Consider the following 233-nt stretch of genomic DNA (forward strand, 5'->3'; position numbering starts at 1 on the left):
AGCTGATTGAGTTCAGGGATACCGGTACCTTGTTCACTATGCCCGCAAAGAAGCAGACCGAACATTACATCACCGGTCGTTACGGCTGGTTCAGGAGACGCACATGGCTAATTTAAATCTGAACAAACACATCTCCGGTCAGTTCAACGCGGAGCTGGTCCACATTCGCACGCAAGTGATGAACATGGGCCGCATGGTTCTGAAGCAGCTGATGGACCCCATCACCTCGCTGT

Annotated in this window: 1 pseudogene; it reads left to right on the top strand. The window is 51.9% G+C overall.

What is annotated here, in order from left to right:
• Positions 1-103: 103 nt before the first annotated feature.
• Positions 104-233: pseudogene (locus KVT28_RS28040) on the top strand (phosphate transport system regulator PhoU); the annotation flags it as partial.

The organism is Pantoea sp. GbtcB22, assembly GCF_019091025.1.
Taxonomy (GTDB): Bacteria; Pseudomonadota; Gammaproteobacteria; order Enterobacterales; family Enterobacteriaceae; genus Pantoea; species Pantoea leporis.